General features: G+C 48.1%; 22 protein-coding genes. 13 read left to right on the top strand and 9 right to left on the bottom strand.

Annotated elements, in window-relative coordinates; genetic code table 11:
- Nucleotides 1–4 precede the first annotated feature (4 nt).
- From gcvPA to HMPREF6485_RS04190, 4 genes are all read left to right on the top strand, one after another.
- Complete coding sequence (gene gcvPA, locus HMPREF6485_RS04210) at nucleotides 5–1,327, top strand: aminomethyl-transferring glycine dehydrogenase subunit GcvPA (protein ID WP_004344903.1); 1,323 nt, start codon at nucleotides 5–7, stop codon at nucleotides 1,325–1,327.
- Complete coding sequence (gene gcvPB, locus HMPREF6485_RS04205) at nucleotides 1,324–2,733, top strand: aminomethyl-transferring glycine dehydrogenase subunit GcvPB (protein ID WP_004344901.1); 1,410 nt, start codon at nucleotides 1,324–1,326, stop codon at nucleotides 2,731–2,733. Before gcvPA ends, gcvPB begins: the two co-directional genes overlap by 4 nt.
- The gene (gene lpdA, locus HMPREF6485_RS04200) at nucleotides 2,720–4,057 is read left to right on the top strand and encodes a dihydrolipoyl dehydrogenase (protein ID WP_004344900.1); all 1,338 of its coding nucleotides are present in this window, start codon (nucleotides 2,720–2,722) and stop codon (nucleotides 4,055–4,057) included. The genes gcvPB and lpdA overlap by 14 nt, the downstream gene beginning before the upstream one ends.
- Nucleotides 4,058–4,602: 545 nt before the next feature.
- A complete protein-coding gene (locus HMPREF6485_RS04190) occupies nucleotides 4,603–4,950 on the top strand; it encodes an endonuclease domain-containing protein (RefSeq protein WP_248622228.1) in 348 nt (115 codons plus the stop codon).
- Between the two features lie 95 nt (nucleotides 4,951–5,045).
- Here HMPREF6485_RS04190 and HMPREF6485_RS04185 read toward each other — a convergent pair whose 3' ends face one another.
- The 4 genes from HMPREF6485_RS04185 to HMPREF6485_RS04170 form a co-directional block, all read right to left on the bottom strand.
- Complete coding sequence (locus HMPREF6485_RS04185; RefSeq protein WP_004344897.1) at nucleotides 5,046–6,773, bottom strand: RluA family pseudouridine synthase; 1,728 nt, start codon at nucleotides 6,771–6,773, stop codon at nucleotides 5,046–5,048.
- Nucleotides 6,774–6,863: 90 nt separating this feature from the next.
- Complete coding sequence (locus HMPREF6485_RS04180) at nucleotides 6,864–7,913, bottom strand: DUF7309 domain-containing protein (protein ID WP_004344896.1); 1,050 nt, start codon at nucleotides 7,911–7,913, stop codon at nucleotides 6,864–6,866.
- A gap of 148 nt (nucleotides 7,914–8,061) precedes the next feature.
- A complete protein-coding gene (locus HMPREF6485_RS04175; RefSeq protein ID WP_004344894.1) occupies nucleotides 8,062–9,201 on the bottom strand; it encodes a sensor histidine kinase in 1,140 nt (379 codons plus the stop codon).
- Between the two features lie 72 nt (nucleotides 9,202–9,273).
- Nucleotides 9,274–10,614, bottom strand: coding sequence for a sigma-54-dependent transcriptional regulator (locus tag HMPREF6485_RS04170; RefSeq protein ID WP_044125803.1), 1,341 nt, complete (start codon nucleotides 10,612–10,614; stop codon nucleotides 9,274–9,276).
- 304 nt (nucleotides 10,615–10,918) lie between these two features.
- Between HMPREF6485_RS04170 and HMPREF6485_RS04165 the strand changes: the two genes are divergently transcribed.
- Nucleotides 10,919–12,232, top strand: coding sequence for a TolC family protein (locus tag HMPREF6485_RS04165; RefSeq protein WP_004344892.1), 1,314 nt, complete (start codon nucleotides 10,919–10,921; stop codon nucleotides 12,230–12,232).
- A complete protein-coding gene (locus HMPREF6485_RS04160) occupies nucleotides 12,217–13,470 on the top strand; it encodes an efflux RND transporter periplasmic adaptor subunit (RefSeq protein ID WP_004344891.1) in 1,254 nt (417 codons plus the stop codon). Before HMPREF6485_RS04165 ends, HMPREF6485_RS04160 begins: the two co-directional genes overlap by 16 nt.
- A gap of 552 nt (nucleotides 13,471–14,022) precedes the next feature.
- Here HMPREF6485_RS04160 and HMPREF6485_RS04150 read toward each other — a convergent pair.
- From HMPREF6485_RS04150 to HMPREF6485_RS04130, 5 genes are all read right to left on the bottom strand, one after another.
- Nucleotides 14,023–15,084 carry a relaxase/mobilization nuclease domain-containing protein gene (locus tag HMPREF6485_RS04150; protein WP_004344887.1) on the bottom strand — a complete coding sequence of 354 codons (1,062 nt, stop codon included), beginning with the start codon at nucleotides 15,082–15,084 and terminating at the stop codon, nucleotides 14,023–14,025.
- Nucleotides 15,074–15,499 carry a plasmid mobilization protein gene (locus HMPREF6485_RS04145; RefSeq protein ID WP_004344886.1) on the bottom strand — a complete coding sequence of 142 codons (426 nt, stop codon included), beginning with the start codon at nucleotides 15,497–15,499 and terminating at the stop codon, nucleotides 15,074–15,076. Before HMPREF6485_RS04145 ends, HMPREF6485_RS04150 begins: the two co-directional genes overlap by 11 nt.
- Nucleotides 15,500–15,858: 359 nt before the next feature.
- Nucleotides 15,859–16,329: a DUF3408 domain-containing protein gene (locus HMPREF6485_RS04140; protein ID WP_004344884.1), complete on the bottom strand. Its 471-nt coding sequence runs from the start codon at nucleotides 16,327–16,329 to the stop codon at nucleotides 15,859–15,861.
- Between the two features lie 4 nt (nucleotides 16,330–16,333).
- Complete coding sequence (locus HMPREF6485_RS04135; RefSeq protein ID WP_004344883.1) at nucleotides 16,334–17,326, bottom strand: toprim domain-containing protein; 993 nt, start codon at nucleotides 17,324–17,326, stop codon at nucleotides 16,334–16,336.
- Nucleotides 17,327–17,562: 236 nt separating this feature from the next.
- Complete coding sequence (locus HMPREF6485_RS04130) at nucleotides 17,563–18,996, bottom strand: VapE domain-containing protein (RefSeq protein WP_004344881.1); 1,434 nt, start codon at nucleotides 18,994–18,996, stop codon at nucleotides 17,563–17,565.
- Between the two features lie 515 nt (nucleotides 18,997–19,511).
- On the opposite strand from HMPREF6485_RS04130, the gene HMPREF6485_RS04125 reads away from it, so the two are divergent.
- The 7 genes from HMPREF6485_RS04125 to HMPREF6485_RS04095 all read left to right on the top strand — a co-directional run bounded on the left by HMPREF6485_RS04125 (nucleotide 19,512) and on the right by HMPREF6485_RS04095 (nucleotide 26,901).
- Entirely contained in the window at nucleotides 19,512–19,814 is a 303-nt protein-coding gene (locus HMPREF6485_RS04125) for a helix-turn-helix domain-containing protein (protein ID WP_009752272.1), read from the top strand.
- 12 nt (nucleotides 19,815–19,826) lie between these two features.
- Nucleotides 19,827–20,117 carry a helix-turn-helix domain-containing protein gene (locus HMPREF6485_RS04120; protein WP_004344878.1) on the top strand — a complete coding sequence of 97 codons (291 nt, stop codon included), beginning with the start codon at nucleotides 19,827–19,829 and terminating at the stop codon, nucleotides 20,115–20,117.
- Between the two features lie 284 nt (nucleotides 20,118–20,401).
- The gene (locus HMPREF6485_RS04115) at nucleotides 20,402–22,801 is read left to right on the top strand and encodes a T9SS type A sorting domain-containing protein (protein ID WP_004344877.1); all 2,400 of its coding nucleotides are present in this window, start codon (nucleotides 20,402–20,404) and stop codon (nucleotides 22,799–22,801) included.
- A gap of 59 nt (nucleotides 22,802–22,860) precedes the next feature.
- Entirely contained in the window at nucleotides 22,861–23,922 is a 1,062-nt protein-coding gene (locus HMPREF6485_RS04110) for a radical SAM protein (protein WP_021583969.1), read from the top strand.
- 5 nt (nucleotides 23,923–23,927) lie between these two features.
- Complete coding sequence (locus tag HMPREF6485_RS04105; protein WP_004344873.1) at nucleotides 23,928–24,989, top strand: Gfo/Idh/MocA family protein; 1,062 nt, start codon at nucleotides 23,928–23,930, stop codon at nucleotides 24,987–24,989.
- 4 nt (nucleotides 24,990–24,993) lie between these two features.
- Nucleotides 24,994–26,253, top strand: a complete 1,260-nt coding sequence (metK, locus tag HMPREF6485_RS04100) for a methionine adenosyltransferase (RefSeq protein WP_004344871.1) — start codon at nucleotides 24,994–24,996, stop codon at nucleotides 26,251–26,253.
- A 9-nt stretch (nucleotides 26,254–26,262) separates the two neighbouring features.
- On the top strand, nucleotides 26,263–26,901 hold the full coding sequence (locus tag HMPREF6485_RS04095) for a hypothetical protein (protein WP_004344870.1): 639 nt from the start codon (nucleotides 26,263–26,265) through the stop codon (nucleotides 26,899–26,901).
- Nucleotides 26,902–26,990 lie beyond the last annotated feature (89 nt).

Raw genomic sequence — 26,990 nt, 5'->3', positions numbered from 1 at the left:
GCCTATGAGCTACAAATATTTTCCACACACGGAGGAAGACATCAGGCAAATGGTGGCTAAAGTCGGCGTTGACTCGCTTGACGACCTCTATGCCGAGGTTCCCGAGGAGATTCGCTTCAAAGGAGACTACAACATACCTTCTGAGATGAGCGAGCCGGAAGTGCGCCGGCTGTTCGACACGCTGGGTGCACAAAACCGGCAGCTCACATGTTTTGCCGGTGCCGGTGTCTACGACCATTACATGCCGGCAGTCGTTCCGAGCATTCTGGCGCGGTCGGAATATCTCACAAGCTACACGCCCTATCAGGCCGAAGTGTCGCAGGGTACACTCCACTACATTTTCGAGTATCAGTCGATGATGGCCGAACTCACGGGTATGGAGATTTCCAATGCCTCTATGTACGACGGTTCCACCGCCACGGCTGAAGCCGCTATGATGGCCGTAGCTGCCGGCAAGAAAGCCCGACGCGTGCTCGTCTCGGCCACGGTAGACCCCAAAGTGCTGGCGGTGGTGCGTACTTACGCCCACTTCCACAACTTCGACATTGCCCTGATTGAGGCCGAAAACGGAGCTACAAGCAGAGATGCGCTCGAACGTGGATTGGCCGAAGGCAGCGTGGCAGGAGTCATCGTGCAGCAACCCAACTATTTCGGTATCATAGAAGACTACGACGGCTGGGCCGACCTCTGCCACGACCGGAAGGCCCTTCTCATCATGAACAGCGTGGCAGCCGACCTTGCCGTACTCAAGACACCGGGTGAGTGGGGAGCTGATATCGCCGTGGGTGATGCCCAAAGTTTGGGTATCCCGATGCAGTTTGGCGGGCCTTACGTTGGCTATCTGTGCTGCACGGAGAAGCTGCTGCGCAAGATGCCGGGACGCATCGTTGGCATGACTCGCGACAACCGCGGACAACGGGCATTCGTACTCACTCTGCAAGCCCGCGAACAACACATCCGCAGGCAGAAGGCCACATCCAATATCTGTTCCAATCAGTCACTCATGGCCCTCTTTGTCACAGTCTATCTCTCATTGATGGGCAAACATGGACTGCGCGAAGCGGCTGAACTGTCGTATGCCGGCGCCCACTATCTGTGCGACCGGCTATTGGAGACGGGACATTTCCGGCTCACCTACGAGGGCCGGCCGTTCTTTAATGAGTTCTGTGTGGACTATGACGGCGACATAGACCTGCTCTTGAAAGTGCTGGAAGCCAACGGCATCTTCGGCGGAGTGAAAGTAGGTGAACACACGCTGATGCTGGCTGTGACGGAGAAACGCACCCGTGAAGAAATAGAACAACTCGTAAAACTTGCTGCCCTATGAACAACAAACTCTATGGAAACCTGATATTCGAGCTCTCGCGGAAAGGCCGGTGCGGTTATTCATTGCCCAAAAACCGCTTTGGCGTCTATGAGATTCCACAGCTGATACAGCGCAAAAAGGAGCCCGAATTGCCAGAATGCGACGAACTGACAGTTGTCAGACACTACACCAACCTGAGCGGCAACAACTTCGGAGTGGACAACGGGTTCTATCCACTGGGCAGTTGCACGATGAAATACAATCCCTGCATCGACGAGGAGGTAGCAGCCTTGCCGGCTTTCCAAAACCTGCATCCCCTGCAACCGGCCGACAGTGTGCGAGGGGCGGAAGCCGTATGCACCCTTTTAAAACAATCGCTCTGCGAACTCACGGGCATGAAAGCCTTCACGTTGAGGCCTTTTGCCGGAGCCCACGGCGAACTGGTGGGGCTCATGATCATCCGCGCCTATCACGAAAGCCGCGGAGATGAAAGACGCCTGAAAGTCATCGTGCCCGACTCAGCTCATGGCACCAATCCTGCTTCGGCTGCCGTCTGCGGTCTGGAGGTGGTAGAGGTGAAGAGTCTGGACGACGGCACCATTGACACGACGCACCTACGCACGCTGGTGGAAGAGCAGGGAGAGGAGATTGCGGCCATGATGATGACCAATCCCAATACGCTCGGTCTTTTCGAAAAACGCATTCCCGAGATAGCCGAAATGATACACGGCTGCGGTGGACTGCTCTACTACGACGGAGCCAACTTCAATCCCATGCTCGGCGTTTGCCGTCCGGGAGACATGGGATTCGATGTGATGCACCTCAACCTACACAAGACTTTCTCCACTCCCCACGGTGGTGGAGGGCCGGGAGCCGGCCCGGTGGGTGTGCGCGACGGCCTACAAGAGTTTTTCCCCGAGGTGAGTCCCTATCACGGTAATTTTGCCGTGCTCATGCGGGCCTATGCCTATATTCTCTCGCTGGGGCGCGAGCATGTCAAGGAGGTGGGGCCGTTGGCCACACTCAATGCCAACTATGTCAAGGAGTCTTTAAAAGACCTGTATCGCCTGCCCATTGAGGGACTTTGCAAACATGAGTTCGTCTTCGACGGGCTTGCTGACAAGTCGACGGGTGTCACCACAATGGATGTGGCCAAACGACTGCTTGATTACGGTTATCATGCGCCCACCATCTACTTCCCTTTGCTCTTCCACGAGTCTCTGATGATAGAACCGACAGAGGTGGAGAGCAAGGACACGCTCGACGGTTTCATCGATGTAATGCGGCGCATTGCCCACGAGGCAGTGGAACACCCCAATGATGTAAAGACGGCACCGCACCACACGCCCATCGGAAGGGTGGACGATGTGGAGGCGGCCAAGCATCCTATCGTGACTTTCAAGCAACTGCAATATGACAACAGCTGACCTTATTATTATCGGCAGTGGCCCGGGGGGGTACCGGGCTGCCGAATATGCGGCCCGCAACGGCTTGCAAGTAGTCATCATCGAACAAGGGGAAGTGGGCGGCACATGCCTTAACGTGGGCTGCATCCCCACTAAGACGCTTTGCCATGAGGCTGATGTCGTGCGCACGGTGAGAGCGGTTTGCCCACAAATTGAGAACGGGAGTAATCCTTTTCCTGTCAATTACACTCGTGTGCAAAAGCGGCTTTCCACAGTCGTGGGACAGCTCCGCAGCGGTGTGGAACAGCTTCTCGCCATACCCGGCATTACACTCGTCAAGGGTACGGCACGGTTTGAAGATACCCGGACGGTGACGGTGGGGACGGAACACTATTCCGCCCCCCACATCATCATCGCCACAGGGGCCGGACCCAAGATGCCGCCGGTAAAGCAGCTTGACGCTTCGAAAGTGATGACTTCCACCGAACTGCTGCACATTGACCATGTGCCCAAGCAGCTTGTCATCGTGGGTGCAGGTGTCATTGGTATGGAGTTTGCGAGCATCTTCTGTTCTTTCGGTTCCCGTGTCACGGTCATTGAGTTTCTCAAAGAATGTCTACCATCGCTTGACAGCGATGTGGCCAAGCGACTACGCAAGTCACTCGAAAAGCTAGGTGTAGAGTTCTTGATGCAAACGGCAGTCAAAGCGGTAACGGAAAATGGAGTAACTTTTGAACGAAAAGGGAAAGAAGAGATTCTGGATGCCGATGCTGTGCTAATAGCCACAGGCCGACAACCCAACATGGAAAGATTGCAACTGGAACGTGCCGGCATCGCCTTCGACCGTTCAGGAATCACAGTCGATGAACATCTTCAAACTTCCGTGAAGGGTATCTACGCCATTGGCGATGTCAACGGTAGGCAGATGCTGGCCCACGCCGCCACCATGCAGGGACTCCATGTGGTCAACCGCATCCTTGGAATGTCCGACTCTATCCGACTCGACATTATGCCGGCGGCTATCTTTACCTATCCCGAAGCCGCCTCTGTTGGTCTTTCGGAAGATACTTGTAAGGAGCAGTCGATCTCCTACAAGTGTCATAAGGCCTTTCATCGGGCCAACGGCAAAGCATTGGCGATGGACGAGACCGAAGGTATGCTTAAACTTCTGACCGATCCTTCGGGACTTATCATCGGCTGCCATGCGTTTGGGGCGCACAGCGCTGACCTCATCCAAGAAGTGAGTGTACTGATGTGCAAGCATACTACCATCGACGAGTTGCGTGACATGGTGCATATCCATCCCACACTTTCCGAGGTGGTACAGGCGGCTGCGGAAAGCTGAGTGCATGGGGGGGAGAATAGGAATGTTGTGGAAAGCTGTCGTGACCTTATTTGTCCCACCACCCCTGCCCCTCCTCCCAAGAGGAGGGGAACCAAGGATGGCACATGATATAATGGAGGCTTGCCCACTTAAGAAGCATTTGCCGGCGTTAGCTTTCCCCCTCTTCCTTGGGAGGAGGGGAACCAAGGATGGCACATGATATAATGGGGGCTTGTCCACTTAAGAAGCATTTGCCGGCGTTAACTTTCCCCCTCTTCCTTGGGAGGAGGGGAACCAAGGATGGCACATGGAATAATGGGGGCTTGCCCACTTAAGAAGCATTTGCCGGCGTTAGCTTTCCCCTCCTCCTTGGGAGGAGGGGCAGGGGTGGTGGGACAAATAAGGTCACAACCGTTTCCCCCAACGTATCCTTCTTTCAGCATATCCCGATTGTCACCATTCTCCCCAAACACATCCACACAAACATTCAAACACCCGTTTGCAGAAATTCACAGACCACCAAACTACACACACTTATGTACCGAGACAAATCCAATATAAAGCCTTTGAAGATATACCGAAAAGCGTTGCGGAATCATTCTACTGCAGCCGAAGCAATTCTTTGGCGCTGTTTGAAGCATTCACAAGTGGGCGGTTTGAAATTCCGCAGGCAGCACAGTATCGGAAATTACATCATGGACTTCTATTGTCCTTCACTCAAATTAGCCATTGAATTGGATGGAAATATTCACAACGACAGGGCTGTCCATGAGTACGACGAAGCAAGGACAAGATTTTTAGAGGAAAATGGAATTACTGTCATAAGGTTTGACAACGAACATGTCTATCATTATTCGGGGCATATCATAGAAACCATCTTAACTTTTCAGCAGCATAAAACTGAAAAGCCTTAATTGTTTTGCGCGACAACACAAACATGACATCTCCTTTTCCCCTTATCGGGTAAAGTAGGAAAAACATGAAAAACAACACCACAGACTATTGATTCTCAGAAAGGTGCGGAGCACTCAAACTCCACTCGTTCTCCCGTCTGCGGATGGACAAACGACAGGTATTCGGCATGCAGGTAGAGACGGTCTGCCTTCGTGCCGTATAAGTTGTCGCCTTTGATAGGCCGGCCAAGCCCCTCCCGGTGGGCGCAATGCACACGCAACTGATGGGTGCGCCCCGTATGGGGATAGAGCAAGAGACGGTCGGACGAGACAAACTGATAGTCGGTGACAGCAGGTCTGCCATGTTCGCGGTCAACCTTTTGCCGTGGACGATCCATGAGGTCAGGCGACAGGGGAAGAGAAATGGCGCCCTTGGGAAGCAGGGAGGAATCTGTCTTTGGAGCAGGATGAAATGATGGTCGAGGGCCATTGGCCTCGAGCACGGCCACATAGCGTTTCGTCACCATGCGGTCGGTAAACTGTTGTTGGAGCCCGAAATAGGCTTTAGAGGTTTTGGCTGCGACGAGCAGACCGCTTGTGGCCATGTCCAATCGGTGGACAATGATCGGGCCTTCGGCTTGTGGGCAACATTCGCGTAGGAGCGAATAGACAGACGGAGTATCCGTCTTACCCGGTACGGAGAGCATACCGGCCGGTTTGTTGACCACCACGATCGATGCGTCTTCATAAAGGATGGGAAGCTCGGGGGCAGTCTTTAAGGGTAGTTGGTGTGCAGATGATGCCGGCAAGAAGTCGGACGACGAGTCCGGCAACATCCACTTGAGAATGGGTTTACACTTACCGCTGCAAGCCGGATAGTAGTGTCCATGATGACGAATCTCCTCTTTCGGACTCTCGCCCCACCAAAACATAGCCATTTGAAGTGGTCGAAGCCCGTGGGCGTAGGCGTATTGCAAGAGTTTCGGTTCGCAGCACTCGCCACTCCCCGAGGGCGGAACACCGGCTGTCGTATCGGCAAATATCTCCAACAGATTTTTACTTTCCCCTTCGGCATTCAGCATTCTGAATTGCGCAAACAGCCATTGTTGCAAGTTGTCGGAAAGTCTTTTGCGCAGTTGTTTAAGTTGCCGTATATCGTCTTGCCACGCTTCATACTCCCTTTCGAGAGTTGTTTTCTGATTTACAGCCTTCTTGATGCGGCGCAGTTCAGCTTTCATGAACTGACTCTCCCTGACCATCCGCGCATTCTCTTCGGGCAAGATACCCCCCTGCTGCCGGCGCTCATCCCGTCTCCTTTTGGCCTCGTTCATCTGCTGTTGATAGTCAGCCACCGTCTGCCGACGCTGCACCACCAATTCCTCCACACACTTGCGGGCCTCTTCCATACGCCCGTCTGCTTCCAGTCGGGCTATGGCAGCATTGATGTCCGTTACCTCCGCTTCGTGGGTCTTGAAATATCCGCCGGGCTGCAGATAGTCATACACCGCCGGAACAAAACCCTCCCAGTCGCTCCGGTTGAGTATCTGGCCCGAGTAAGCGGCGAGGAAGTAGGTGGTAGGTGATGGATGGTGGGTGGTAGATGGCAGGGGATAAAGGGTAGATGACGGGGGATAAAGGAGTGCTTCATCGGGGGCTGAGACAAGCAGTATGCCAAACATCTTACCTTTGGCTATCTCCGCTTGCCACTCGTCGGACATCCGGGCAAACGAGTTTTGCAACTGTCGTGCAGCCTCTATGCAGAGCGGATGCGGCTCATAGTCAAACGGATTGTTCATCTGTTCGGGCAAGGGGATGTTGGTGTGGAGGGGATGCAGCAATGTCATAAGCTGTTGGCGTGAGGGGCAAACTCAACGGAGAATGCCATGCCCCTCACTTTTTATGATTAAATCTTCAGTGACAGTGATTCTGTCCACTTATCTTGAACAGAGATTGTAAAGGAACTCTTGATAGACTTCTTCCAACTCCGGTAGTACCGGTTCTTGTCGAAGCCGGATGTCACATCTGCGACAGAAATCGCCGAGCAGACTCTCCGTGCGCTCGGTATTGATCAATATTTCAGAAGGTTTGTAGCCCAACGAAAGGAGGGCATTCCCCAGACCCGTCAGCAGTTTCAGAGTGTCTCCCTGCCGTTCCGACATTTCTACGTGAACAACCATTCCGCTGTCTTCATCAACACACAACAAGACTTCGGGAAAGAAAGGGGCCTCCTCTTCGCCGGAACCTGTCGGAGCAGGAAGGTTGGTGTACAGGCAAGATATGGTGTGCCGATTAGGAAGTTTCCCGATTTGGTGCGACAGCAGGTCGTTCTCGAAAGGTGCCTCGGAATAGGTAGGTCCCTGATAGGCCGGCAGTGGGGTGACGCCGAGAAGGTAAGTGCCGTCAAGCTGCGGTGTGAGCAGTGGTACCATCTTTCCACCCTCTTTGGTGGGATATTCGCCCATGGGGTCAAAACCAAGTTCCGAGAGTGGGGAGGCTTCGGACATTTTTGTCATATAGAGGGCTGCACGCAACGCTTCGGTGATGAGTTGGGCATCTTGCTCGTCCGTAATGTCCCATTGCATACGATAAGGACTGTGGCGGGTGAAGTCGGGCCATCCGTGGGGACGTTGTATTTTCAGTCCCCGGTGGGCGACAAAGGCCCGTATCCGCCTTTTAGTCTTGGCATCCATATCCGCAGCATTCATAAAGTCGCAGTTGATGCAGTCAAACATCATGGCTAACTGCTGGAAGACAAAGGGGGCGACATTATCGAGGTAGAGGCTGTTGAGATAGCTTGTAAATCCCTTTCTGCCGATATAAAGACCGAGAGCGTAGTGTTCACCCCCATGCCCCATGACGCTACAATAGCCGGTCTCGCCCGAACTTAGCTTCACGGCAAAAATGTCGGAGTCGGTCAATTTCTTCCAAGGTGCGGCCCTCCTAAGATCGAAGGCAGCCCAAAGCATTTCATTTGTTAGTATCATCGTTTCTCTTCTATTGATTGGTGGATTATGTTGTTTCTTTTCGGGAAGAGGTAGACAAATATAGTGGAAAAACTGTAGATATCCAACTGTTTTTCCACTTTTTCGTTTTCTAAAAACACTTATGAGGGATTTTACTTGTGACAGGTGGTCAGTTGAACGTGAGACGGAAGGTTGTCAGTCCGGCCTCCCTGTCACTGACAAGCGTGATAGAACCATTGCTCAAGCGCATGATTTGGCGCGAGATGGAAAGGCCTATCCCGCTACCGTTGCTTTTGGTCGAGAAGAAGGGAATGAAGATATGGGACGCCACGTCGTCGGGGATGAGAGGACCGTTGTTGCTGATGTCTATCACCACCGCCTCGTGTTCGTCGCTGTAGGAGCGGATGCTGATATATCCTTGAGGGCTTATGGCCTCGGCGGCATTCTTGAGCAGGTTGGTCACCACACGCGCTATCAGACCCTCATCGGCATAGACGAGAAGGTCTTGCGGCTCCACGCTCAGTTCCAACCGACTTTCCGGCGGCAGCAACGGACCGGCCAAACCGGCCATGCGCACCAAAAACGGTTTCACATAGAAAAGGGCCGGCCGGGGCGTAGGCACATGAGTGAACTTACGGTAGTTCTCCACAAACGTGATGAGTTCCTTGCCGGTGCGGTTGATCACGTTCAATCCGTCGCGCTGCTCGCCCCGGGAGTTTTTCAGGAGTGTGTCACTTAGGGAGATGATGGGTGTCACGGTGTTCATGATTTCATGGGTGAGCACGCGTATGAGTTTTGCCCAACTGTCGAGTTCCTGATTGGCCAGTTCGCCCTTGATGTCGCTGAAGGCGACGATGCGCACGCGTTTGCCCCGGAGCGTGGTGTGGGAAGTGCGGACAGAGAAGGCCGGCAAACGGTCTTTGATGCGCTTGATGTGGGTGATGGCCTCCATGTCGAGCAGGGCGAGGGCGGCCCGGTTGTGGCGCAGCACGAGTCCCCGTTCGTCATCGACCACGAGAATGCCAGTGTCCACGGAGTCGAGAATGAATTCAAAATACTTCTCCCGTTCCATCTGTTCGTCACGGGCATGTTCCAAGATGAGTTTCACCCGATTGAGCGAAGTGTTCAGCAGCCGCTCACTGCCATGCACACTTTCCTCGGGGAAATGGAACGTGTAGTCGCCGCTGTCGAGCGCATCAAACAGGAAGCGCACCCTCCGGATGCTCCTCCGGTGGAGCCGCCAAAGGCGCAGGTAGGCAGCAAGGGAAGCCAAAAGCACTGCTGCCAAGATGATTTCCGCAATGGTCATTGTTTATGATGTGGTGGGTGAAAGACTTTCTGCATCGCACGCTCCGCTTCTCCCGAGAGTGGACGGAAGCGGTCAGATGCCGTATCGCTTGATTTTGTTGTACAGTGTTTGCCGGGAAATGCCGAGCTGTGCGGCCACTTGCGAGAGATTCCCGTCGCACTCGCGGATGGTCTTTTCTATGAGCCGACGCTCCATCTCGTCGAGTGTCTGCACCTCTTCAAGAGGCTTCTGCCGGGCAGCCGGACTGCCGTCTATGTCTTCTTCGCCTATCAGTGTGCCGCTGCTCAGAATGACAGCCTTCTCCACGGCATGTTGCAGTTCCCGGATATTGCCGTACCAGGGCAACGCACTGATTTTCGCTTCTGCCGGTCCGGTGAATGCCATTTTGGGTTTGTTGTAGAGGGCGGCGTATCTCCCGAGAAACAGCCGGGCCAGCGGCAGGATGTCTTCCCGACGCTCGCGCAGAGGCGGAAGATGCAGCCGGATGGTGTTGATGCGGTAGAGCAAGTCTTCGCGAAATTCTCCGTGGGCCACCATTTGTTGCAAGTCGCGATTGGTGGCGCAGATGAGACGCACGTCAACGGGTATCTCTCTGCTGCCACCTACCCGCACGATGCTTCGCCGTTGCAGGGCGGTGAGCAGTTTGGCCTGTAAGGCATAACTCAGGTTGCCTATCTCGTCAAGGAAGAGCGTGCTCCCCTCGGCCTGTTCAAATTTTCCCGGTTTGTCGGCCTTGGCATCCGTGAAGGCCCCTTTCACATGGCCGAACAGTTCGCTCTCAAACAGCGTTTCGGTGATGGCACCCATGTCTACGGGCAGCATTTTGCGCCGGTTGCGGACTGAGAGGCGGTGTATCTCGTTGGCCAGCACCTCCTTGCCGGTACCGTTCTCGCCCGTGATGAGGATGTTGGCATCCGTTGCGGCCACCTTTTCCACCATCAGCCGCAAGTCTTTCATGGCTTGAGAAGATCCCCATTGCATGGCTCCTTCGCCGGCAAGTGATTTCGACGAGACCGCTCCGGAGCTTTTCTGCCTTTTGCGATAGGCCTCGGTGAGCGTCTCCACCAACTTTTCGTTGTCGAAAGGTTTCACCACAAAGTCGACTGCCCCCTCCTTGAGCCCCGTCACGGCCAGTTGTATGTCAGCGTAGGCCGTGAAGAGCACCACTTGCGTTTGGGGATGCAGCCGTTTGATTTCGCGCAACCAGTACAGTCCCTCGTTGCCGTTGTTGATGCCGCTCCGGAAGTTCATGTCAAGCAACACCACGTCGGGCTTGTCTTCGCGTAGCCGGGCCGGGATGTTGTCGGGCGAGGCTATGGTCGTGATGCGTGCGAAGACACCTTCCAGAAGCATCTTGACCGTGGTGAGGATGTTACGGTTGTCATCGACGATGAGAATGGTTCCTTGTTTCATGATAGTGCAAAAATAGTTGTTTTTCGGCAAAACGGCAAGGGCTTGTCCATTTTTTAGACAGGAGATTTGGAAAGGACGGGGAGACAAGAGACCTTGCCCCCTGCCGGGAAGGGGCAGACAAAGGGGAGAGCATGTGGGCTCCCAAGCAGTTGGGGCCGGCATCCCCACATCAGTCTTGCGGGTGTTTAAAAGTTGGACACCGGTGTCCAACTTTTGGACACACGCAGAACCGGCACAACCTCTTAAAGTACTGATAGCCAACGAACTGTGGTTTTGGCACGGCATTGGCATGAATTGACGATATATGAAACGTGAATTAAACATATTGCTATGGAGCCTGTTAGGCTTGTCGGCTGCAGCCCAACAGCCGTGGTCGATGAACCGGTGCGTGGCCTACGCCGTGGAACATGCCACCGATGTGGCACGCCGGCAACTGGAACTTCGGCAGCGGCAGGCCGACAGTCGCACGGCTTGGCTCGACTTCTTGCCGAGCGTTGAGGCACAGGTGAACGGGCAGTACAGCTGGGGACGCAACATCAACCCCGAGACCAACACTTATAATAATGTGACTACCTTCAACAACTACTACCAGATCTCTGCCTCCATGCTCCTCTTCGACGGCGGACGCACCCTCAATGCCTTCCGGCAGGCGAGGTTGGCCAAGACCGGTGCCGCCACAGCCGTGGAACGGGCGCAGGACGAGAGAGCCGTGGAGGTGATGGCGAAATATGTGGATGCGGTGTACACGCAGCGGAGCATCGGACTGGCCGAAGAGAAGTTGCGCGACTCACAGGCACTGTTGAAGAAGACACACAGGCTGTTTGAGTTGGGCGAGAAGAGCCGGCCCGATGTGGTGCAGCTGGAGAGCCAGGTGGCCGAAGACGACTACAATCTGCTGCATCAGCAACATGCGGCTCGTAAGGCATTGCTCGCATTGAAGTCGGCGATGAACTATCCCACGGCCGATACGCTTGTGCTTGATGACGGTCTGGCAGAAGACGGAGGGCAGGAAGTACAACATTTCCATTCCGGGGGTGGAACCGCAGCCGTGAGGATGGCCGAGTATTCGGTCGAAAACGCCCGCCTCGAATGGCATGTCAGGCGAGCCGAACTACTGCCCTCACTACGGCTGGGAGGAGGTTTTTCCACCAATTATTATAAAAATCTGTCGGAGAAGGGTAACTTGGCGCCGTTCGGTGCCCAGTTTCACAACAACATGGGCGAGTATGTCTATCTGACGCTCTCCATCCCCGTATTTTCCCCTTCCACCTGGCGCAAAGCCCGACAGGCCAAAACGGCCTATCGTTTAGCACAATGGGAGGTGGCCGACGAGCGACGGAAACTGGCCGACGCCATTGCCGGGGCTGTGATGGACCGCGACGGCTATGCCCGCGAAGTGGCGCAAATGGGGCGCAAGGTGGCCTCCGACTCGCTGGCGTGGCACCTCTCCCATCGGAAATATGAGGAGGGTATGCTCTCCACCTTCGATTTGCACACAGCCGGCCAGACGCTTCTCGAAAGCCGCATCCGTCTTTTGCAAATGCAGATGATGCTTGTCTTGAAACAGAAATTAGTGGATTATTATACGAAAAATCAACCGTTATGGACATTGAAATAAAACAGAAACAATATCTTCTGCCCAAGAAATACTGGGCGTGGGCAGTTGGAGGAGTGCTCATGGTCGCCGTTTTGGCGTGGCTGGCACTGTCAAATTACAGTTCTACGCTGAAAGTCGAGCGTCGTGGCCTGAGCATCAGCGAGGTGAAACAAGCCAAATTTGACGACTATGTGAACGTGGATGGCAGGGTGGTGCCCATTCAGGTGGTGCAGATTTCGCCCGAGGAGGGTGGCGTAGTGCTCGAAAAGGTGGTCGATGAGGGTGCTCACGTACACAAGGGCGACATCATCGTGAGACTGAGCAACAGCAATCTCGACCTCGAAATACTGAATGCCGAGAGCGAACTGGCCGAGAAACAGAATATGCTACGCAACACTCAGATCTCGATGGAGCAGGATCGGTTGAACAACCGCAACGAGGCCTTGCAACTGGAAATGGATGTGGAGACCAAACTGAGGGCCTACCGCCATCAAGGGGCTTTGCAGAAAGAGCAGCTCAACTCGCGGGAAGAGTATCTCAAGGCCAAGGAAGCGTATGAGTTGGCCGTGAAGAAGAACGGACTGATACAGCAGCGGTTGAAGAAGGACGGGCTGTTGCGCAGGTCGCAGATGGAGCAGATGAGCGACAATCTGGAATCGATGCAGCGCAACGTGTCGCTGGTGAGGGCGCGGAAGGCCAAGCTCGACGTGCGCTCATCCATCGACGGAGAGGTGGGCTTGCTTGATGTGGAGTTGGGGCAAAGCATCTCGCCGGGACAGAAAATCGGTGTCATCAACGACCTGAGCGACTATAAGGTGGAGGCGCAGGTGGATGAGCATTACATCGACCGTGTGCGCGCCGGACTCACGGCCTCTTTCGAACAGAGCGGACGGACTTACCGACTCACCGTGCGCAAAGTCTATCCCGAGGTGCGTGACGGGCGTTTCCGCATCGACTTTGTGTTCAGCGGCCCACGTCCGCAGAACATCCGCACCGGCCAGACCTACTATCTCGACCTGCAACTCGGAGAAGCCAAAAAGGCAATTCTCATTCCCAAAGGCACTTTTTACAGTGTCACGGGCGGCACCTGGATATTCGTACTCGACAAAAACGGGCACAAAGCCTACCGCCGCAACATCCGCATTGGTCGCCAGAATCCCCAATACTATGAGGTATTGGAAGGACTGGAGCCCGGCGAGCAAGTCATCGTAAGTGGCTATGAAAGCTATAAGGACAATGAAATATTGGTGCTCGAGTGATACGGTCCTTCAGATGCTCTTTAGCCGGTTCCCAAAGATTCCCTCGTCTTGCGCGAGAGAAGGCTTTTCCCTCGTTCGACAGATTTCTCCCGGGTGATGTTTAGTGGGTGGAGACCTCAGGATAGAACAGATTGTCAAACTATTTATTCGTTTTCGACCTCTCTGCTTGCGACATTTGCAACGAGCAATCCAATCGGGCGCAAATACGCGATTTTGACGATTTTCTCAAGGCTCTGATAATCAGCCGTTTGAATTTCATTGACACATATTTTGGCCCGAAAACAGGTCTGAAAAAGCCCAAACGGGATTGCAAAAGGGCCGTAGTTGCAATGCAAGATAATTATAAAAATATATCTGTCTGAAAATAAAGAAGTTACCTTGTTTGTACAACTAAACTGGTAACGATTTGGAAACGAGCGAGCTACTTGGCTTCGCTGTTTTCTGCCTAACAAAGAACGCTTGTTATTCTGTTTGCAAAGATAATACTTTGTTACCGAATAGCAAGCGTTTTTGATGAGATATTCTTTATTATGCACTTTTTGTATGCTATGTTTATATTCCCCTTCCACGTTTCTTCTTTCTGTTAGCTTGGTATCTGAGTTTGCGCTGCCATGCAGCTTCGGTTAAGTCATTGCCTTGTGTACTTGGTGTAATTAAATCGCCTAACCCTTCCACCGCTTCATCGGCTGCGCTAACGATGGTGTCTGCCACTGCACCAATGGGATTCTGCACTTGTGAGGTATCATTGTCTCGTGAGATAGAGGAGCGACTTGGAGGTACAAGTTGGTAGCCTGTATCAGATTGTTCTTTCTTTTCTGTCGGCTCTTGTACTGTTAGATGTGGTTTCCTTGATACTTCCTTGTTGGTTGTTTCAAAGTCCTTCTGCAAGGAATGGTAGCCGAACTCCCTGCCGATTTCGGAAGCCTTGAAGGATTGCCCTGCGTATGAGAACTTCAAGCCATATACCTTGCCCTGCTTGTTCTTCATACGCTTTATGGTAATGCCGTTTTTGTTCAATTCATAAAGGAACATGGAATGCCCCGTGACACCTGTTCCTTTGTACTTGTCAAGCAAGGTGTAGCAAATCTTCTGCACCTGCTGCTTTGTTTGCTCTCTTGTAGGGCTGGCTTTTTCCTTTTGGTGTTTCCTTTCTGCCTTGACCTCTTTTGCAATGGTCAAGCCTTTCTCCCTGCTGATTTCCTCTGCCACCCTTGCAGCCCTATTGCTCACAAAGGTGGTATCATAGACTTCTCCATACAGACTGATACGGTTAGCAATTATGTGAATGTGTCTATTATCGGTGTCCTTGTGCGTTACTGCCACCCATTGGTGGTTGTCAAGTCCCATTTGCTTGGCAAACAAATGTGCTATCCACATATATTCGGACACAGACAGCTTTTTCTCGTCCTGCGGTGCGATGCCAATTTCGATACGGAGAAACTTGTTCCTGCAACGGCTGTTGTAGTTACTGACCACTTTCATTTCCTCATAGATAGTCTTTGGATCTCTGCTGCAAAGATTGTGGAATGCAAGCCGACTACCGAGTTTGCCTTCCCTGAAAATATAGTCCAAAGCTGTGCTTCCGTGCGCTATCGCCTTGCATTTACCTATCATTTCTTGTTAGATTTAAGACCTTATATATTTCATCATCCACCCGAAAATGCGGGTCGTAAAACCGCTTAAATGCCTCTTTGGCACATAGCGAAAGGTTCTTGGTGATATGTAGCCAATCCTCGTCCTTGAGCTTGATGAGATTGGAAATCTGCCCATAGAACCTTCCTGTATGTTGGAGAATGGCAATGGCTTCCCTCTCATTGTCTGTCATCTTGGGAACGGCTGTTACTTCTCCGTTAAGGAGTATTTCCCGACAATAATCGGAGAATTTCCGTCCCGTGCTTTCCGCCCTTGATTTGATACGTTTCTTCTCTTCACTGGTACATCTTACCTTGATGAACTCCGTTTTGTTCATCCGCTGTTCTTCTTTATCCTGTTGCTGCCATCGGACAGCTTTTCCTTTATATCTGTTCATATAAGTTTCCTTGAAAGTTTATCATTGTAGATGATTTATTACCTTAATTCCTAAATACTGACCGATGAGAACGGAGTGATTACGGTCTTATCTCCCCGATAGTCTGACGAGGGGAGCAAGGGCAGTTTGTGGGTACAAACTGACGTCTTGCAATATCAGCTAACGAAACGTTTACGCACAAGGCGTTTTGCTGCTTGAAAGTGAATGCTGTGCATTCCGTGTTTAACTGTGTTCGTGGTGTTCTCATCATTCAGTATGTTTGACAAATTTCTGTTGCTATGTTCTCTAAAAAAGGGTTGAGAGTTTTGAGTGGAATAATAGCCCCTTTTCCCAAAAGTCCTCGACCCTTTTCCTGTGATTTATAATCTCCTCCATTTATCTATGTCCTCACCGTACTCTTCCAAATGGAGACGCACGATGTTCTCCACGAAACTTGAAAGGTTGCTGCCCCTGTCGCCTAACCTGCGCACGATGAAGTCGGCATGCTCCTGCGTTTCTCGGCTCAGATAGACCGCCTTTCGGTTGCACAGTTTGGTTGGCACAAGATAGGCTTGCTTGTAGGCTTCGAGTGTTTTCTTCCTCATTTTGGAGCTGATGCGTCTTTGAACAGCCATATTCTCAGTATGCCGTGTATGCTCGGATTTCCCAGAAGTGATATCCGCTTCTCCTTGAGTAACACTGTCCTCATTTATTTCTACGTCCGTTGTTATTTCCTCCACAGGAACGGGTTGTGCTTCCGTCTGTGGGATTACCTCATTGTCCATTTTATCATCTTGGCATTCCAAGAACCATGAAAGGTCTTTGTCATTCATCATTGTTTTCTTTTTCATTTCTCTATCTCATTTTATGTTTGACTTGTTTTGATTTATTGCTTTGATTTTGTTCTGTAACCGACATGTGTGCCAGTATCTGCTCTTTATGATTCTGTCGCTCACGGACACGACTGACATGAAAATCGTTGAGATCCTTGAAGTCTTTGTAATGTATGTTCATGTCCTCAACATGGAAGCCTGCCTTTATGAAATCTTGAACAGCCCTCCGCCCAGCATCGTCATTATCAAGGAAGGTACGAATGGAAGATATTCCCTGCGCATTCATATACCGAATTGCTTTGGCGGTATTGCTCACGGAGTTTAGCACAAGGCAGGCACTTGTTACTTCTTCTTTCATTGAAAGAAAAGAAAGAAAATCCATAAATCCCTCGAACACACAAGTTGGCTGCATTTGGTTTATTATCTTGTCGGTGAATATAGGAGTAATGTCCTTCGGAGCTATCGTTCCCTTGAACGTGCCATTGTCCCGAAGTTCATGCCCTCCTGATTGATTGGCAAAGCCGATGGATTGATAGCGCCTGCCCCTTACCTCATAGCTGATACATTTAAGGAAAGGCTTTGCCTTTTCCAAATCAATGCAGCGTACCTTTGTAAGATACTCCTGCAAATGTGGCGGTAGGGTGTCTGATATACTTATCAGTTTCCTTGTCTCGTTTGCAGCCATCGTTGGTTGGAGATTGTTTTGTGAGAAGTCTTTGTGAGAACTATATACTGTATTATCGGGAGCGTTCTGCCCCAAGTGGTGGATGGCTTCCGATAGCGTGCAGCCCTCCAAACGCATACAGAGGTCGATGATACTTCCGCCCCTGCATTCGGCATAGTCTATCCAAAGGTTCTTCTCTGTGTCCACTTTGAAACTCGGATGTGTTTCTGCACGCAGCGGTGAGCGGTACAACGCATAGACTGATGTTCTGCGTACAGGCTTGATGCCTTTACTTTCAAGATACTCCACGATGGGGTATTGCTTGATGCGTGATAAATCTTCTTCTTTCATTGTGATATGTTTTAATTGAATGGATTGAATAATTTGTGTTTGAATGACAATGGTGTATTTGAATGATATTTGAATGGTAGGTGAATGCTTATTGAAAGAAAATCTTTTTTCAGAAGTTTTTCCCCTCCAAACTTTTTCATCTTTCTTCTTACTACATACTATTTTGACATAAGTAGTTGATTTCCAATATTATTTTTTAGTCCCAAGTTATACTACCAACCTACTACATGTGCCTACTACATCTGATAGTTGCAACTGCCTAATAAAGGACAAGGCAATATCTTCCTTACCTTATATACATAGATGGGACTGCCACCCTCTCGCCTCTTGCTCACTTTCTCAAAGCCTGCCCTTTTCAGGGCTTCGCCCATGTGCTTTAAGGACAAGGGATGATGCGTGTAAAGTCCCAAGTAGGTGATTATCTCTGTGGTAGTCATATAGGTACAGTTGGGACTATCCTCCGTAGGTTTCTCAAAACAGCGCAACAGTAGTTCCATTTCTGCCGTCTGTACTTGGAAATCCTCACTCTCCCTGTATAGTTCCGTTATCTCTTCATCGTCAAACCAATAGCGGAAACCTATGCTCAGCAAGGCTTTCGCTTCCGCATAGACATTATCCATAGAAACAGCCTTTGCTCTCTCAATATCTATGGAAAGCACTTCAAAGGGCAGAAACCGTCTGCTGCCTGTGGGGTCGGTAAGGAAATCGTTACCATTTACCGATGCAACGAAACTCGCCAAGTGTGGGTGTTCCTCCACATACTTGTCGTAAGGCATACGGTACTTGACCATCGGACAGGTGATGAGGTTTTTCAGTTCGTTCTCGTCACGCTTGTTGAGGGCTTTGAGCTGGTCGTCAATGTTTACGATGAGGTTTTGCCCTATATAGGTAAGCGTGTCCTTCTCTTGCGGATATATCTTTCCCGTGTAGCTGTAACCATGCAGGGCAGGTGGGCAGAGCAAGTCAAGGAAAGTTGTCTTGAACTTGCCCTGCTCGCCTGTCAGTACAAGACAGGTATGGTTACGGCATTCACGGTCGTCCATGGCGTTGGCGACCACTGCCACGAGCCATTTGGTAAGGTATGGCAGCCACTTGTCAGAGTTGCGCACAACTACGCAACTTGCCAATTCGGGAATGGCTTTCAGTGAAAGGGAAGAAATATCACAATGGTTATTGTGTTCATTATTACCATTACCACTACTGCCATGACTACAACTATCGCTATTGCCACTATAATTACCTCTGCTATTACCAATATCCACCAAAGGCAATCCATTGAAATACTCCTGTATGGGATTGACACGTGGAGAGAAGCTGCTCTCTATAATGGAATAGAGGTTGTCGGAAGATGTGATAATCCCCACATCGTTGTCAAGTTCCCTGCGGAGCGTGTTGCTTTCATAGCGACCCACTTTTGAGAAGTGAGCATCTTCCTTACTTCGGTATTCGGTTCGCCCCAACACCGTGTTGTACCTAAACTCATAATAAGAGGAGAGATAGGTTTCTATCTCACCATTTTTGGAGGAAGTCTTCCTTTGCTTGGGCGTATTATTTTCGTCCACTGAATTGCCTTTATCTGCATTCCTTTTCATTATATGCTTGGTTTGGTTTCCGAGAGTGAAGTTATGAAGAGAACTGGAAAGTTCCAAGCATTCGGAGAGTGCTTGCATAATGTTGCGTTCATTCGCAATAAAGTTCGCACGGATTTTTGAAGAGACAGGAAAAGAAATAACTGATTTAAGCCCGAATTAAATCAAAACAGGGGATAAAATAGCAAGGAAAGATAGAGGTAGAAGTGTACCCTTTTGCACACGTTTGCGGTATTCTGCACCGATATTGCAAACAATAAGAATCAGCACAGAAATAGGGTAGCTTTTGTCCACACCAAGAGTGCTACAAGGTGCCACTTAAAAGAAGTATGATAGAATAGGACATGCACCGCCCTATCTTTGCGCCAAACAGACGGCGAAAGAAGAAAACAGGGAAAGAATGCGCAAACGGCTGCCGATAAAATGCGTTAGTTTTTCCTTGAAGTTCCCGATATTTCCCTGCTGTTCCCTGCTGCTTTGAAGTGTGACAAACTCATCATACCTTTGCAGGCATAAACGTGCAGTGAAACGTAGAACAGACAAAGGTGTTGTCAATACCAATAAGACAGAATTACAAACAAAATAACAATAAAACTATGGGATATTTTATCATTACGGATTCAAATTGGGCAAGGTTGAGAAACGAGATACTCAGTCTTGCCGAGACCTGCCACAAGGCATTCGGAGAACAGAGCAGACACACCGATTGGCTGCACAACGGCGATGTATGCAGGTTGCTTAATATCAGCAAGCGTACATTGCAGCACTATCGGGATACAGGTGTGCTGCCGTTTACGCAAATAGGGCATAAGTGCTATTACAGGCGTGAGGACGTGGAGCGGCTGTTGCAGACTAAATCGGAGAAGACAAAAACAGACAGATTAAAGAATAACAAATAAGACAAGGGTATTATGGAATCAGTAAAGGACTTGAATATGGAAGCGGATGATATGCAGGTGGTGCTGTCCGCACTTGAAGGAATGAACAGACGGATAAAGGAAGTGGCACAGACACACAAACCGCTGTTTGGCGGTGAGCATTTCCTGACAGGCAAGGAAGTATGCGAACGGCTGTATATCAGCCCTCGTACCTTGCAGGACTATCGGGACAGGAAAGTTATCCCCTACACGCAATTCGCAGGGAAAATACTATACAAGGCTTCGGATTTGGAGAAGTTATTAGAAGAAAATTCCATTGCGTAGATGTTATGAAATATTTAAGGGAAAGATACAGCCTTAATTATAGAAATATTTTGTAACATAATGTTTGGGTCAGGAGGTATTTCTCCTTGACCTTTTCTTTTTTTATAGGAATGAAACACAGTGCCATCAAACGCATTAACAAACTTCTTTCTTCGTAATTCTGTTTATATGTACCTAAAACGCAGTATTTTTCTCAGAAATCATACTAAAAACTTGGAAATGTCACACAAATTCCCTAAATTTACACCGTCTAATTTAGTATAAACCCTTTTAATAAAGAACTTATGAAAAAAGGTATTACTACATTGTTAATTTTATTTGCAACAACAGTTGCTGCTTTCTCACAAAGTGTGGAGAGCATTAGTTATTACGAGAAGAATCCAAGCTTAGGTGGCGATGTGAAGATTCTCAAGTGTACAAAATCAATTACAGAGGCTCAGACTTTCACCACCTTTGAAGTCGAAGCTCCAGTTTCGGGGCTTCATTATGCCAACTTCTGGGTGTTAGGGACGAAGAAAGCAGATGGCACACTATCTGTTTACAAAGTAATGGTAAACAACGAGTTGCAAGATGATGTCTTAGCCCCTGTGTCAAACGACTGGCAGGCGATAGGCTTGAAGAAGTCTTCAAAGGTGTTCCTGAGAAAAGGCAAGAACACCATCTCTATTGTTGGGACTGCTCCTGACGTTCCAGAGGTTGAATTTGTCAGACTTTCTAAGGATTTGGGAAATTCTACCATTTCGTCTCAAAATTACAATGACTATAAGGTAGAACTTAAGACCTTATCTCATGAGAATGCACTCAGTAATGCAGAACCGTCTTTGAATTTCTGTGGCAGAGACACATTGGCTATACCTTTGTTTGCAAAAGCAAGAAGTGTTTCCTACGACTCTCCTTTGTATGATTTTGAATACATTAGAAATTGCAAAATAAAGTACTCTTTTTTCAAGACAGTTTCTTTCCAGAGAGGACAGCAAATATTTATAGCGACAAACGGAATTGACAACTATGACCATGTTCTTGAGTTGTTCAGTGCAAACAATCCTGAGCGATACACATGGAATGCACATTCCAACAATCAATGCCTTGCTTCCTTGAATGTCAACATTCCTGAGACGGGACTTTACTACGTCAGAGTACGTTCATGGCTCAATGCCACAAGCGGACTTGCTAATGTCAATATCAACGGAGAAAATTATTACAGCAATGTCCCTTTGTTTAGTTTGGGAATAGTATGTAATCAAGGAACAGATCAAGTATATAACACTTTTGTATGCTCCAAGGGAGGTGATCCGATGGTTTGGATAGAATCTTACGGAAATCCATCTGGAATTATCGCTTACAATGATGATTATCAAGGGAATGGAGACTTTGATTGGGGAAGATGGGCGCGAATTAACAAAAAGTACTCAGTAGCAGGCAATGCCGTTTTGTTGTCGCAGTACAGCTCTTATCAGCCAGAAGTTCTTTGCAATGTTTACATAAAATGTAAAAAAAGCAGCGTAAATAACGTTACATATGCTGGCTCTTTTCCTTACTTGAAGGAAGACGATGCGATTATGTCCGCTCCCGAGTCTCGAACCTATAACTGTATAAGCTGGTCTGGAGGAATAACATCCTATTGGGAATGGCCTCCTTCGACGCATTCTAACTTCTACGACCCTGACCCGTTGAGGGCTTTTGACAAATTCTATGCGTCAAGAGGACTTACAAGGGTTGGTGCAAATGCTGAAAACGGGACAGTTGCTTTATGGGCTATCGTGCGGAATGGAAAAAGAGAATATACACATGCTTCTGTTCGGGATGGGGCTGATGGCAATTTGCATGGATATGACTGGGAAAGTAAGCCTGGTGCTTTGGCACGAACTTTCCATCCTAGAAACGGAGTGAGAGGTAATTCCTATGGGGAAATCGTAGAATATTACCGTAAAGACACTTCGTTGGGAACAAAACCACAGTTAAGTGCCGATGCAAAAGTAGCACAGGTTTCGTTTACCGATTTGGAGCAAGGTCTCATTGAAAGCAGAATTGCCTTGCTGCCTGCTGGAACAGAAAGCAAGTTCAAGAGTTTAGTTGCACTTTGGGATAAGGATATAAACCAATCTCCTTATAGCAGTTTTGAACAATTAGGAGAATATGACAGTTATCGTCAGCTTAAATCTTATTGCGCATCTGTTCCGTCCAGTCAATTCTTGGTATATAAGGAACTGGGAGAAGGCAACATCTTTATGACTAAACTGTTGGAAGATTTGGTACCACAAATTCCAACAATCAAAAAAGAGACAAAATTTGGGGCTAAGCCTGTGCTGACCGCTCCTGTGGTCATTACGGAAAGCGAGCTGGTTTCTCCTTATGCAAACACGATGCTATATGTGAAAGGATTGCTCAGCGGTATGGATTTAACTCCTGTGGTTCAAGAGGATTCAGCCAATCCTACAAAAAATGGCAGCAGCTTTGGTGTAGAAGTCTCAGGGAACACTCTTAGCATAAGCTACACCCTTGAGAATGATTGTCAATTCTCGATGACTATAACAGATGTTTATGGGCATGTTGTTACCTCTTATAAACAGAATAAGTACAAGGGTTCTTATTCATACAAGGCGACATTGCCTCATAGCGGTACATACGTTATAAGTTATAGTGAAAATAACAAGACAAAACAGCAAAAGATAATCGTTGAATAATTCTTTTTCTCCGCATACCAAGTTAACTTGGTATGCGGAGAATACTATAAACATAATCAATGTATAACGTTTTAGACTATCTCGTAACTGGAGGTGCATTTGTAAAAAACATAACAGTACCTACAGATAAGACTTTATCATCCTTGATGATTTATTCCACATCACTTTGTCAGTCACGGTGTAAACATTGCTCTATTTGGAAAAAGCCAATAGAGCATTTGTCATTATCGGACATCATTCGGATAATGTCGAGCAAGTGCGTAACAAAACGGACAACCGTCGGTCTGGAGGGGGGGGAATTTATTTTACATCCTGAAGCTGATGCAATACTGAACTGGTTTCACAACAACCATACAAACTACACCCTGCTATCAAATTGCCTTGCACCCTCTAAAGTTATCGAAGCTGTAAAGAAATACAAGCCCAAACATCTGTATATTTCCTTAGATGGGAACAAGGAAACATATAAAACTCTAAGAGGGCGTGACGGATATGACAAGGTCATTCAGGTGGTGGAAAGCTGTAAGGACTTTGTTCCCATATCGTTCATGTTCTGCCTTACTCCATGGAACACGTTTGAGGACATGGACTATGTTATTCAGCTTGCCAAACACTATAACATTGATGTCAGAATAGGCATTTACAATACGATGGATTTCTTTGATACCACCGAGGACCTAATGGAGGTCGGAAATGACTACATAAAAAAGATTCCGCAATCTATCCATAAAACACAGGAAAATTTTGACTTTGTGGCTCTGTACGATGAATGGAAAAAAGGAAATCTGCGCCTAAGATGCCACAGTATATACAATGAACTGGTAATCCATTCCAATGGGAATGTTCCCCTGTGCCAAAATCTGGATGTGATTCTCGGCAATGTTCACAACAATACTCTTGACGAAATCTTCAATTCACAAAGGACTGCTAAGATTCAATGTGAGTATTCCCATGACTGCAACAAATGCTGGATTAACTACCATCGTAAATTTGACATAATACTTCTCCGTACAGCCGAGAGGTTTTTCCCTAAAAAACTTATCGAAGCGTTTTACGGGAAATATCAGTGGACTGCTGATGAAAAATGCACGTACCGCAAATATTTCAAAGGATTAATATAGCCTAAATGACAGACATTCAGAAAATCATCAGACTTTACAAGCGCAGAAGGGATAATAAATATCTCTCCGACTGTTATGAGAAGAACTATGCTATAATTGGTTTTGGAAACCACACCATCCACAACCTTTTCCCCGTCATCCAATTTCTACAAGTCAACGTGAAGTATGTGTGCTGTTCTTCCACGAAAAAGGCAGAACTGATAGGGAAAAAATTCAAGGGCATAATAGGGACAACATCTATAAAGGATATTCTCAATGACGAGACAGTCGCAGGAGTGTTTGTGTCAGCCACACCTGCGTCACATTTTGAAATTGCATCAGAAGTTATAAAATCGGGGAAATCTCTTTTTATAGAAAAACCTCCCTGTATGTGTTTAAAGGAACTAAACAGCCTTATTGACAAGCAAAGGTTATTTGGATTTAATACCACAGTTGTCGGAATGCAAAAAAGACATTCTCCGCTTGTTTCCAGATTGAGAAAGGAAATAAAAGGCAGGGAATTAAATAGTTACAGCCTACGTTACCAAACGGGATTGTACCCCGAAGGCAATGAGATATACGATTTGTTTATACACCCTATCGACTTGGTCGTTTTTCTTTTTGGAGGGGCTAAGATACTGGCGATGCATAAAGTCAAAAGTACAAAAAAAGGTGGTGTGACCTACCTGCTGATGCTGGAACATGACAATATTATTGGTACTTTGGAATTATCCACACTTTATTCTTGGAAAGATGCTAGTGAAAATGTCAGAGTGAACACGCAGGACGGAACGTATGAAATAGACCAGATGGAGCGACTGTCATTTGTGCCATCAGTATGTACCATAGGTGGAGTACCAATCGAAAAAGTGCTCCCCACCAAATTATCCAACGAGTGTCTTTTATCAAGAAACAACTTCAATCCCATTTTGGCAAACAACCAGATTTACACACAGGGATATTTTAACGAGATAAAGATGTTCGTGGAAATGACGGAAATGAAAAATGGTACAGCAGAAGAATATACGGATTTCATGACGCTGCGTTCCACATACGCTATATTAGAAGAATTAAACAATATAAGATAAAAAGATGAGACATTTATTTACATCGGAGTCCGTTTCAGAAGGACATCCCGATAAGATTTCAGACCAGATTTCAGATGCGTTGCTTGACTATTTCCTTGCTTATGACAGAAATGCTCACTGTGCAATAGAAACATTCGTAACGACGGGGCAGGTGGTCATTATGGGTGAAGTGCGTTCCAGTACATACATCGACCTTCAGAATGTTGCCCGCGAAACAATAAACAAGGCTGGTTACACAAAAGCTGAATATCAGTTTGACGGTGATTCATGCGGTATCCTCACGGCTATTCACGAGCAGAGCGATGATATAAACAGAGGCGTTTCCAATAAAGATACGGACGAACAGGGTGCAGGAGACCAAGGTATGATGTTCGGCTATGCTACCAATGAAACCGAAAATTATATGCCAGTTTCTCTTGATTTGGCACATCTCATTATGAGAACACTCTCCGACATACGCAAGGAGGGCAAGGAAATGACTTATTTACGCCCCGATGCAAAAAGTCAGGTAACAATAGAATACACCGAGAACAAAAAACCTCTGCGCATTGACACAATAGTGGTAAGTACTCAGCATGACGATTTTGACGTGGACGACAAGAAGATGCTGGACAAGATTAAGAACGATGTGATTAACATTCTTATGCCTCGTGTCATTTCCCAATGTGATTCCAAAATACAAAAGCTGTTCAACAGTAACATAAAGTATCTTGTAAATCCAACAGGAAAATTTGTTATAGGAGGTCCGCATGGGGATACGGGGCTTACTGGGCGAAAAATAATTGTGGATACATATGGGGGACGAGGAGCACATGGCGGAGGTGCTTTCTCTGGAAAGGATCCAAGCAAGGTAGATCGCAGTGCTGCTTATATGGCACGATATATTGCCAAAAATATGGTAGCAGCAGGGGTTGCGGACGAAATTCTTGTGCAGCTGGCTTATGCCATCGGTGTGGCTGCTCCTGTCAGCGTATCGGTTGATACATATGGACACAATAATGTCGGAATGTCGGACGGAGAAATTGCACAGAAGATTTTTGAAATGTTCGACCTGCGCCCTAAAGCCATTGAAAGGCAGCTTAAACTAAACCAGCCGATGTACACGGAAACGGCAGCCTATGGTCACATGGGACGGAAAAATGAAGTTGTGAACAAAACATTTACAAGCAGGTATCATGGAACAAAAAACATTCAGGTGGAATTGTTTACATGGGAGAAATTAGACATGGTGGATACGATAAAAGATAGTTTCCGCATAAAATAATTAGGGACGATGATAAGGACTAAGGGACTCTCTGTCATGTTGCTTATTTTGGAATTGCTTTTGGGACTCGTGGAATTTCTTTGTCTCTCCGGGTGTGGAAACGACAGGGAAGAATATGAGTACATCTATTACCCTGAAGGCACTTCATGGAAAGAAATAGTGACAGACCCTTTCCGTCCTTTTTTCTATCAGATTTATCTATATACTGTCAGGGAAGACACCATCATTAAGGGAGTCGAATACAGGAAAGTTTATGTAAATGGCAAGAAAAATGCCGTTTTCTACCTCCACGAGCAGGGAAAACAAATTTTTTATTACGACAAGTTCATTCCCAAACCCTTACTTGTCTATGATTTTGAATGGAAAATAGGCAAGCCTGTTTCAGCATTTTTGGTTGATGACAGAAGTTTCCATATAATTGATACCATCAGGCAAATCAGCAGAGAAAAGTTGTCGCTTCATCAGGAATACAAATACATAGACACTCCGCTGGGCAGATATGTAAACTCTATAGGATTTGTTGACCAATCTCTCTTTCCGTATTCGATGTCCAAAGCAAGGGAAGGTTTCATTATTAAGACAATATATTTTGAGCGAGGGGAAAATGAGATGTTTAGTAACCATAATTACGACTATTTGTGGCAATAGAATTGTTGCCTTCAAGGAATATGCACGACAGCTAAGAAAAACCTTCTTGTATTTGTCAATCTTATCTACATAGCCATATCCGAAAGTTC

This window comes from Segatella buccae ATCC 33574 (genome assembly GCF_000184945.1).
GTDB lineage: Bacteria > Bacteroidota > Bacteroidia > Bacteroidales > Bacteroidaceae > Prevotella > Prevotella buccae.
This window is presented reverse-complemented; position numbering and strand designations above follow the sequence as displayed.